This is a genomic window from Aquibium carbonis (assembly GCF_003970795.1).
In the GTDB taxonomy this organism is placed as follows: domain Bacteria; phylum Pseudomonadota; class Alphaproteobacteria; order Rhizobiales; family Rhizobiaceae; genus Aquibium; species Aquibium carbonis.
On record NZ_RWKW01000014.1, the window covers coordinates 32,653 to 42,134 of the forward strand.

Below are 9,482 nucleotides of genomic sequence, written 5' to 3' on the forward strand. Positions count from 1 at the left end.
GGATGCCTCTCATGACCCGCATCTTCGAGACGCCGCTCTATCCCTACACGCGCTCGCCCGACCAGGATGCGGCCGAGCCCAGGCGCCACACGGTGATCGTGGTCGGCGCGGGGCCCGTGGGGCTTGCCGCCGCCATCGATCTCGCCATGAAGGACGTGCCGGTTGTGGTCCTCGACGACAACGACAAGGTGTCGTTCGGCTCGCGCGCCATCTGCTTTTCCAAGCGCACGCTGGAAATCCTCGACCGGCTGGGCGGCGACCCGGGCCTGGTCGAAAAGGGCGTGACCTGGAACCTGGGCAAGGTGTTCTTCGGCGACCGGCAGGTCTACGGTTTCAACCTGCTGCCCGAGGAAGGGCACAAGCGGCCGGCCTTCATCAATCTCCAGCAATATCATCTCGAGAAGTACCTGGTGGACCGGGTGACGGAACTGGCCGCCCAGGGCAAGCCGATCGAAATCCGCGGCGGCAGCCGGGTGACCGCCGTGGAGCGCCAGGCCAACGGCGTGACGCTGTCGGTCGAGACGCCGGACGGGCCCTACCGGCTGGCCGCCGACTGGCTGATCGCCTGCGACGGCGCCAACTCCCCCGTTCGCGCGATGCTCGGGCTCGATTTCGTCGGGCGCGTGTTCGAGGACAACTTCCTGATCGCCGACGTGAAGATGGAGGCCGAGTTCCCGACCGAGCGCTGGTTCTGGTTCGACCCGCCCTTCAACAAGGGTCAGTCGGCGCTGCTGCACAAGCAGCCCGACGGCATCTGGCGCATCGACCTGCAGCTCGGCTGGAACATCGACAAGGACGAGGAGAAGAAGCCGGAGAAGGTGATCCCGCGGCTGAAGGCGATGCTGGGCGAGGACGTGGCCTTCGAGCTGGAATGGGTGTCGATCTACACCTTCCAGTGCCGCCGCATGGAGCGCTTCCGGCACGGGCCGGTGATCTTTGCGGGTGATTCCGCGCACCAGGTGTCGCCCTTCGGCGCGCGCGGGGCGAATTCCGGCATCCAGGACACCGACAATCTCGCCTGGAAGCTGAAGCTCGTCATCGACGGCGCAGCACCCGAGAGCCTGCTCGACAGCTACGATGTCGAGCGCGTCCACGGCGCCGACGAGAACATCCTCAACTCCACCCGCTCGACCGACTTCATCACGCCGAAATCGGAGACGAGCCGGCTGTTTCGCGATGCGGTGCTCGACCTGTCGGAGCGGTACGGCTTCGCCCGGCCGCTGGTGAATTCGGGGCGGCTGTCGGTGCCTTGCGCCTATGACGGCCTGCCGCTCAACGGACCGGACGCTGCAGGGCTCCCGGCGCGCACCCGGCCCGGCACGCCGGCCGCAGACGCCCCGGTGAAGGGCGGCTGGCTGAGCGACCGGCTGGGCGGCGGCTTCCGGCTGATGACGATCGACGCGGATGCGCCGGACCGGCTCGACTTCGACCAGATCGCGGTGGAGCGGATCGCGCTGACGGCGGCCGACGATCCAAGCGGCATGCTGGCCGAGCGCTATCTCGGCTCGGCCGGAAGCGCGGTCTACCTGATGCGCCCCGACCAGCACGTGGCGGCGCGCTGGACCAATTACGACGCCGACGCCGTCGCGGCCGCGCTGGCCAGGGCCACCGGGCGCGCATGAGGACCATGGACATGAACACGCTCGTCACCACGCCCAACATTCCGCGCCCCGACGATTTCTACGCCGAGCTGCTGGCCCTGCACGAGGGGCTGAGCAAGGCGCAAAGCGACGCGGTGAACGCGCGGCTGATCCTCATCCTCGCCAACCACATCGGCGACCGGGCGGTGCTGTCGGAAGCGATGGCGGCTGCCCGGGACGGCTGAGCCCACCGCAGCACGGACGGCGCGCGAGATCATTCGCCGCGCTTTGCCTTTGCGGCGAAACGGATTATGAGGACCGCAGGCATTCGGCTCTCGCGCGGCGCGTCCGTGCGGGCAGACCCAGACGAGGACAATTCGATGGCGCTGATCGTATCCACGCCCAAACTGGTCACCGTATTCGGAGGCTCCGGCTTCGTCGGCCGGCACATCGTGCGGACGCTGGCCAAGCGCGGCTACCGGGTGCGGGTCGCCTGCCGCCGGCCGGATCTGGCGGGCCATCTGCAGCCGCTCGGCAATGTCGGCCAGATCCAGCCCATCCAGGCCAATCTGCGCTATCGCTGGACGATCGAGCGGGCGCTGGAGGGCGCCGACTACGCCATCAACTGCGTCGGCATCCTGCATGAAAGCGGCCGCCAGCGCTTCTCGTCGGTGCAGAGCTTCGGCGCGCAGGCGATCGCCGAGGTGTGCCGGGCCAACGGCATCTCGATGACCCAGATCAGCGCCATCGGCGCGGATGCGGATTCCCGGTCGGACTATGCCCGCAGCAAGGCCGCCGGTGCGGCGGCGGTGCTGGAGGCCGTGCCGGACGCCGTGATCCTGCGGCCGTCGATCATCTTCGGCCCCGAGGATTCCTTCTTCAACCGCTTCGCCGAGATGGCGCGCTTCTCGCCCGTGCTGCCGCTGATCGGCGGCGGCAAGACGAAATTCCAGCCGGTCTACGTGGCCGATGTGGCGGAAGCGGCCGCACGCGCCGCCGACGGCACGCTTGCCGGCGGAACGAGCTACGACCTCGGCGGACCGGAGGTGCTCTCCTTCCGCGAATGCATGGAGCGGATGCTCGAGGTGATCGAGCGCAAACGCTGGCTCGTGAGCGTGCCGTGGCCGTTGGCGCGGATGAAGGCCTCGGTGCTGGAGTTGCTGCCAAACCCGCTGCTCACCCGCGACCAGCTGCTTCAGCTCGCCGTCGACAACGTCGTGTCCGAAGCCGCCATCCGCGAGGGTCGCACGCTGGAAGGTCTCGGCATCCGGCCGCAATCGCTGCAGGCGATCCTGCCGACCTACCTGTGGCGCTTCCGCCGCGCCGGCCAGTACACGACCGGCAGCGTCACCTCCTGAGCCGCACGGCCTCGCCCGGCGGAACCGGGCGGAGGCGCCGCGCCGCCGGGCGGCTCATCCCCAGATGAGCAGTGCCGCGAGGCCGACGGAGCCGACGACGATCCGCCACCAGCCGAACAGCCCGTAGCCGCGCTTCGACACGAAGTCGAGCAGCGAGCGGACGACGAAGATCGCCACCACGAAGGACGCCACGAAACCGATGGCGATGATCAACAGGTCATCGGCCGAGAGAATGTCGTGGTTCTTGTAGAGATCGTAGGCAAAGGCGCCGGCCATGGTGGGCATGGCGAGGAAGAAGGAGAACTCCGCCGCCGAACGCTTGTCGGTGCCCATCAGCAGCGCGCCGACGATGGTGGCGCCGGAACGCGAGGTTCCCGGAATCATCGCCAGGCACTGGAACAGGCCGATCTTCAGGTAGAGGCCGAGCGGATAGTCCATCACGTCGGTGTAGCGCGGTCTCAACGCCCAGCGGTCGACCCAGATCAGGATGATGCCGCCGAGGATCAGCATCACGCAGATCAGCATCGGCGATTCGAAAAGCACGGCCTTGATGAAGCCATGCGCCAGGGCACCGATGACGGCGGCGGGCAAGAAGGCGATGAGGATGCCGAGCACGAAGCGGCGCGTGCGCGGATCGCCCGGAAAGTCGGTCAGCATCTTCCACAGCCGGCCGAAATAGACGGTCAGGATGGCCAGGATGGCGCCGAGCTGGATCAGCACCTCGAAGGACTTGCCGGCTGATTCGAAGCCGAGAAAATGGCCCGCGAGCAGGAGATGCCCGGTGGAGGAAACCGGAATGAACTCGGTTAGCCCCTCCAGGAGGCCAAGGAGTAGGGCTTCCACGATGCTATGGCTGTCCATGTGAGATTCCGTTCGAGAGAGGCGAGAAGGGCGGCTTGCTTGTCATGATGCCCGCATGCCCCTATAGCACGGGCCTCCTTCGATCGGGCCGCGGACGCTCCGGAGCGCCGGTCGCTCTTACCGCCGCAGTCGCGAAAACGCCACAGGGTTGTATTCAGTCGCCCCATGCTGACCTTGTTTCATCATCCTCTCGTCGCCTCCTGCCGTTTCGTCCGTCTCGTCTTTGGCGAGTTCGGCGAGGAGCTTGCCCTGATCGAAGAGAAACCGTGGGTGCGGCGCAAGGAATTCCTGTCGCTGAATCCGGCCGGCAGCCTGCCGGTGCTGCTGGCAGAAGGCGATGCAGCCATCGTGGGCGCGACCGTCATCGCCGAATATCTCGACGAGACGCGCGGCGCGATCAAGCGCGAGCGGCGCCTGTTTGCCGAAAACCCGTTTGCGCGGGCCGAAGCCCGCCGGCTGGTCGACTGGTATCTCGGCAAGACCGACGCCGAGGTGACCAAGCACCTGGCGCGCGAACGGGCGTTCAAGCCGATGATGCCGCGCGAGCAGGGTGGCGGCTCGCCGGACGCGCAGGCGATCCGCGTGGCGCGCGCCAACCTGAAGCCGCACATGAAGTATACCAACTGGCTGGCCGGAACCCGCGACTGGCTGGCCGGCGAGACGCTGAGCTATGCGGACCTGGCAGCGGCGGGCTCGCTGTCGGTGCTCGACTATCTGGGCGAGATCGACTGGAGCGACTATCCGGCGGCGCGGGACTGGTACGTGCGCATCAAGTCGCGACCATCGTTCAGGCCGCTGCTCGCCGACCGGGTGTCGGGGCTGCCGCCGGTCTCCCACTACGCGGACCTCGATTTCTGATGGGCGGGGGCGCCGCACGGCCCGACAGGAGCCGGCTGCGGGCCTTTCTCGACGCGGCCGCCCGTGACGCCGGGATCGACGTGCTGCGGGTCACGCGGCCGGATGCCGCACCGCAGGCCGCCATGCGCCTTGCCGAATTCGTCCGCCAGGGGCGGCACGGCACGATGGACTGGATTCCCGAAACCATGGATCGCCGCGGCTCGCCGAGCCGGCTGTGGGGCGAGGTTCGCAGCGTCGTCATGCTAGGCATGAACTACGGACCGGAACATGATCCGCTGGCAGTGCTGAAACGCCGGTCCCGCGCGGCGATCTCGGTCTATGCGCAGAACCGCGACTATCACGACGTGATGAAGGGCAAGCTGAAGATCCTGGCCGGCCAGTTCGCGGCGAAGGCGGGCGCCGACGTGAAGGTTTTCGTCGACACCGCGCCGGTGATGGAAAAGCCGCTGGCCGCTGCCGCCGGTCTCGGCTGGCAAGGCAAGCACACCAATCTCGTCAGCCGCGACTTCGGCTCCTGGCTGTTCCTCGGCTCGATCTTCACCACGGCCGAACTCGACGCCGACGAGCCGGATCGCGACCACTGCGGCTCGTGCCGGGCCTGTCTCGACATCTGTCCGACCGACGCATTTCCAGCGCCCTATCAACTCGATGCGCGGCGCTGCATCTCCTACCTGACGATCGAGCACAAGGGACCGATCCCGCACGAGTACCGGGCGCTGATCGGCAACCGGATCTACGGATGCGACGACTGCCTGGCGGCCTGCCCGTGGAACAAGTTTGCCCGCACCGCCTCGGAGGCCAAGCTCGCCGCGCGCGACGACCGGCGGGCGCCGCCGCTGGCCGACCTGCTGACGCTCGACGATGCCGGTTTCCGGGAGGCCTTTTCCGGCTCGCCGATCAAGCGGATCGGCCGCGACCGCTTCATTCGCAACGCGCTGATCGCGGCCGGCAATTCGGGCGATGCCGCGCTCGGCCCGCTTTGCGCGGCGCTTCTCGCGGACCCTTCGCCACTGGTGCGCGGCGCCGCGATCTGGGCCGTCGCGCGCCTGCTGGAACCGGACGAACTGCGCCGCCTGCACGCCAAGCAGGGCGACGACGCGGAGACCGCCGACGAATGGCGCGAAGCCTTCGAGACCAACGACCATCACGAGGACGTTCACGCATGAGGATCTTCATCTTCGGCGCCGGCTATTCGGGCCGGGCCTTTGCAAGGCGCATGGAGGGGAAGGCGGAGTGGATCGCCGGCACCACCCGCTCGGCCGGGAAGTTCGACGCGCTGTCGCGCGACGGCATGCGGCCGGTGCTGTTCGACGGCGCGGACCTTTCACCCGAGGCGCGCGCGCTGCTGGCCGAGACGACGCATCTCGTGATCTCGGCCGGGCCGCAGAATGGCGACGACCCGGTGCTGGCCGTGGCGCGGGAGACGATCCTTTCCGCGATGCCGGCGCTGGAGTGGATCGGCTATCTGTCGACCGTCGGCGTGTATGGCGACCATGACGGCGCCTGGGTGAACGAGGACAGCGAATGCCGGCCGAGCGCGCAACGCTCCACCGAGCGGCTGAAGGCGGAGGCGGGCTGGCTGGAGATCGGGCGCGCACGCGGCGTGCCGGTTGCGGTGCTGCGGCTGTCGGGCATCTACGGGCCGGGGCGCAACGCGCTGGTGAACCTGGCCAGCGGCACGGCCAAGCGGGTAATCCGCGAAGGCCAGGTGTTCAACCGCATCCATGTGGCCGACATCGCAGCCGCGCTGGAGCATCTTGGCGGCCTCAGCCTTGGCGGCGTCTACAACGTCAGCGACGACCGGCCTTGCCCGCCGCAGGACGTGATCAGCTTCGCGGCCGGGCTGATGGGCGTCGAGCCGCCGCCGGAGGTGGCCTTCGAGGATGCCGTGATGTCGCCGATGGCCTTGTCGTTCTGGGGCGAGAACAAGCGCGTATCCAATGCGAAGATCCGCCAGACCGGCTTCGACTTCGGCTATCCCGACCACGAGACCGCGTTGACCCGCATGTGGCGCGAGGACGACTGGCACGGCGAGGCGGACGAGGTTCGAACGACGCGGCGAAAAATGGTATGATTCGCATTCGAGCGGTTCGGTTAAGGTTTCGGTAACCGGAGCCGCACAGGCTGGCGGGCCTGAAGCGACCGGCTGGACCATGCCGGCGCGGTCGTGAAAAGGCCACCAACGGTGGAGACTGTTCGGCGATGAGACAGACAGCTTTCCTGCTGCGTGCCGCGACGCTGGCGGCCGCCCTCTTCGGCGCGGTTCTGGCGCCCGCCCCCGCCACGGCTGCCGAGCCGCTGGCCAAGACCCTGTTCGGCGCGCAGAAGCTGCCGGCGGCCACGGCGCCCGAATCCTTCGGCTTCTACTCCAAGGGCTGCTTTGCCGGCGGCATGGCGATCGCCGTCGACGGCCCCAACTGGCAGGCCATGCGCCTGTCGCGCAACCGGCGCTGGGGTCACCCGGCGATGATCACGCTGCTGGAGCGCTTTTCGCGCGACGCGGCGAAGGACGGCTGGAACGGCCTTCTGGTCGGCGACATCTCGCAGCCGCGCGGCGGCCCGATGCTGAGCGGCCACGCCTCGCACCAGATCGGCCTCGACGCCGACATCTGGTTCACGCCGATGCCCGATCGGCGCCTGACCGCGCAGGAGCGCGAGACCATCGGTTCGCGGTCGATGATCAAGGACGGCGGCCTGCTCGTCGACGACAAGGTGTGGACGCGGTCGCACGAGGCAGTGCTGCGGCGGGCGGCGAGCTATGGCGAGGTGGAGCGCATCCTGGTGCATCCCGGCATCAAGAAGAAGCTGTGCGACACGGTGAAGGGCGACCGGACCTGGCTGCGAAAGGTGCGGCCGTTCTGGGGCCATGATTCGCACTTCCACATCCGCATCGGCTGCCAGCCCGGCTCGGCCGGCTGCAAGGGACAGGAACCGGCGCCGGCCAGCGAAGGCTGCGACAAGTCGCTGGCCTGGTGGTTCACCGAGGAGCCGTGGCGGCCCAACAAGAACCCCGACGCGCCGAAGGCGCGGGACATCATGACGATGGCCGCGCTGCCGGCAGCCTGCCGCGCGGTGCTGAACGCGCCGGCGCCGCCGTCGGAAGCTTCGGTGACGTTGAGCGGCCCCGGGCGGCCGACTGTGGCCGCCGTCTCCGTGACCGTGACCGCGAGCGCCGACGAGCCTGTTCGCGCCGGTGCGATCCCCGTGCCGACGCCGCGTCCGCAGCGCTGACGGGAAAGCCGAGGACGCGCGCCCGGCGCGTCGCCGTCTCGTTGCAAAAGCCCGCTAAATCGGTTTAGTAGCGTCTTGCATCCGAGCCGAGAAGGAAGACACGAGCCGTGGCGGAGAGATTGCGTCTCGCGCTCATCGCGCATGACCAGAAGAAGGACGATCTGGTTGCCTTCGCGACCGCCCATGCCGGCTTCCTGGCGACATGCGAGCTGGTGGCGACCGGGACCACGGGCGGCCGCATCCTGGATGCCTGCCCGGCTCTGGCTGTGACGCGGCTGAAGAGCGGGCCGCTCGGCGGCGACCAGCAGATCGGCGCCCTGATCGCGGAAGGGCGCATCGACGTGCTGCTCTTCTTCGTCGACCCGCTCACGCCGCTGCCGCACGACGTGGACGTGAAGGCCTTGATGCGGCTGGCGACGGTCTATGATATCCCCATGGCGTTGAACAGGGCGACGGCCGAGATCGTTCTGTCCGCGGCGGACACACTCAGACGGACCGGGGCGACCGCTTCGGCCGAGAATGGTTGAAGACGACATGGCCCAGTCAAGCGAGACGCTTTCCATGCTGAAGTTTCCGGTGTTGATCGGCGACATCGGCGGCACCAATGCGCGCTTTGCGCTGCTGGTCGATTCCTATGCGGAGCCGCGGGAATTCCCGATCGTGCAGACTGCGGACTTCGCCAACATCGACGAAGCCATCCAGGCGTCGATCCTCGATCGCACGTCGATCATGCCGCGCTCGGCGGTACTGGCGGTCGCCGGGCCGATCGACGGCGACGAGGTCGAGCTCACCAACTGCGACTGGGTGGTGCGGCCGCTGCAAATGCAAAGGACGCTCGGGCTCGAGGACATCGTCCTGCTCAATGATTTCGAGGCCCAGGCGCTCGCCGTGGTCGCGCTCGGCGAGGAGCACATGGTCAAGATCGGCGCCGGAGAAGCGGAAGCGACGGCTGGCCGCGTGGTGCTCGGACCGGGAACGGGGCTCGGCGTCGCCGGGCTGATCCATGCCGGCCGGACCTGGATTCCGGTGCCGGGCGAAGGCGGCCACATGGACATGGGCCCCCGCACCCCGCGCGATTTCGAGGTGTTCCCGCACATCGAACGGATCGAAGGGCGGATTTCGGGCGAGCAGCTTCTGTGCGGCCGCGGGCTGGTCAACGTCTATCGGGCCATCGCCAAGGCCGACGGGACCGAAGCCACCTTCACGACGCCGGCCGAAATCACCACCGCCGGGCTCGCCGGCAGCGACCCGACCGCGGTGGAGACGCTGGAGATGTTCGTGACCTGCCTCGGACGGATCGCCGGGGACCTCGCGCTGGTGTTCATGAGCCGGGGCGGCGTCTACCTCACCGGCGGCATCGCCCAGAAGATCGTCGAGGCGCTGAAGCATCCGCGCTTCCGCGCCGCCTTCGAGGACAAGGCGCCGCACAGCGCGCTGATGAAGGCGATCCCGATTTACGTCATCACCCATCCGCTGGCGGCGCTGACGGGCCTTGCCGCCTACGCGCGCACACCGGCGCGGTTCGGGGTCGAGACGCGCGGCCGCCGCTGGACGGCGGCCTGAGGCGAGGCCCGGCCCATGGGCGCCACCGGCC

General features: G+C 68.4%; 10 protein-coding genes. 9 read left to right on the forward strand and 1 reads right to left on the reverse strand.

The genetic code is table 11. From position 1 onward, the window contains the following. Positions 1-11 precede the first annotated feature (11 nt). The 3 genes from EJC49_RS04575 (at position 12) to EJC49_RS04585 (ending at position 2,938) form a co-directional block, all read left to right on the forward strand. Entirely contained in the window at positions 12-1,622 is a 1,611-nt protein-coding gene (locus EJC49_RS04575) for an FAD-dependent oxidoreductase (protein ID WP_126698285.1), read from the forward strand. 11 nt (positions 1,623-1,633) lie between these two features. After that, positions 1,634-1,825 carry a DUF2783 domain-containing protein gene (locus EJC49_RS04580; RefSeq protein ID WP_126698286.1) on the forward strand — a complete coding sequence of 64 codons (192 nt, stop codon included), beginning with the start codon at positions 1,634-1,636 and terminating at the stop codon, positions 1,823-1,825. Positions 1,826-1,960: 135 nt separating this feature from the next. Beyond that, positions 1,961-2,938, forward strand: coding sequence for a complex I NDUFA9 subunit family protein (locus EJC49_RS04585; protein WP_126698287.1), 978 nt, complete (start codon positions 1,961-1,963; stop codon positions 2,936-2,938). A gap of 54 nt (positions 2,939-2,992) precedes the next feature. Here the strand turns inward: EJC49_RS04585 and EJC49_RS04590 are convergent, their stop codons facing one another. Continuing rightward, complete coding sequence (locus EJC49_RS04590) at positions 2,993-3,799, reverse strand: undecaprenyl-diphosphate phosphatase (protein WP_126698288.1); 807 nt, start codon at positions 3,797-3,799, stop codon at positions 2,993-2,995. Between the two features lie 165 nt (positions 3,800-3,964). Here EJC49_RS04590 and EJC49_RS04595 point away from each other — a divergent pair, with 165 nt between their 5' ends. The 6 genes from EJC49_RS04595 to EJC49_RS04620 all read left to right on the forward strand — a co-directional run bounded on the left by EJC49_RS04595 (position 3,965) and on the right by EJC49_RS04620 (position 9,451). Continuing rightward, entirely contained in the window at positions 3,965-4,657 is a 693-nt protein-coding gene (locus EJC49_RS04595) for a glutathione S-transferase family protein (protein ID WP_126698289.1), read from the forward strand. After that, complete coding sequence (gene queG / locus EJC49_RS04600) at positions 4,657-5,823, forward strand: tRNA epoxyqueuosine(34) reductase QueG (RefSeq protein ID WP_126698290.1); 1,167 nt, start codon at positions 4,657-4,659, stop codon at positions 5,821-5,823. The genes EJC49_RS04595 and queG overlap by 1 nt, the downstream gene beginning before the upstream one ends. Further along, positions 5,820-6,731, forward strand: a complete 912-nt coding sequence (locus EJC49_RS04605; protein WP_126698291.1) for an SDR family oxidoreductase — start codon at positions 5,820-5,822, stop codon at positions 6,729-6,731. Before queG ends, EJC49_RS04605 begins: the two co-directional genes overlap by 4 nt. Before the next feature lie 128 nt (positions 6,732-6,859). Then, a complete protein-coding gene (gene mepA, locus EJC49_RS04610) occupies positions 6,860-7,888 on the forward strand; it encodes a penicillin-insensitive murein endopeptidase (protein ID WP_126698292.1) in 1,029 nt (342 codons plus the stop codon). 107 nt (positions 7,889-7,995) lie between these two features. Further along, a complete protein-coding gene (locus EJC49_RS04615; RefSeq protein ID WP_126698293.1) occupies positions 7,996-8,415 on the forward strand; it encodes a methylglyoxal synthase in 420 nt (139 codons plus the stop codon). A 7-nt stretch (positions 8,416-8,422) separates the two neighbouring features. Then, on the forward strand, positions 8,423-9,451 hold the full coding sequence (locus EJC49_RS04620) for a glucokinase (RefSeq protein WP_126698294.1): 1,029 nt from the start codon (positions 8,423-8,425) through the stop codon (positions 9,449-9,451). Positions 9,452-9,482: the final 31 nt, after the last annotated feature.